1 protein-coding gene is annotated in these 263 nt (G+C 74.1%); it reads right to left on the bottom strand.

Annotated features, from left to right (window positions below; all coding sequences use genetic code 11):
• Positions 1–67: 67 nt before the first annotated feature.
• Positions 68–263 (bottom strand): anti-sigma factor domain-containing protein (locus ACFIKI_RS08620; RefSeq protein ID WP_375666809.1); only part of this gene is annotated, 196 nt, incomplete at its 5' end.

Below are 263 nucleotides of genomic sequence, written 5' to 3' on the forward strand. Positions count from 1 at the left end.
AGGGCAAGCAGGCTGCGTTGTGCAGCAGCACGGCCGTCGCCAATGGCGAGCGGGCCTGCGCTGCGCGCTACAGGTCGCGCCGGATCAGAGCGCCCTTGAACAGCACCGGCCCCGTGGGCCCGGTCTGGCTGGGCACGCCGCCCTTGGGCTCCAGGCTGATGGCCAGGGCAGGCACGCCCTGGACGTCGGCAGCCGCGGCGGTCAGCTTGACCAGCTTGTCGCGTCCCAGCACGCCCAGCGATTGCGGGCCGCCCTGGGGCGGC

This window comes from Bartonella sp. TT121SHDZB, from assembly GCF_042193415.1.
In the GTDB taxonomy this organism is placed as follows: domain Bacteria; phylum Pseudomonadota; class Alphaproteobacteria; order Rhizobiales; family Rhizobiaceae; genus Bartonella.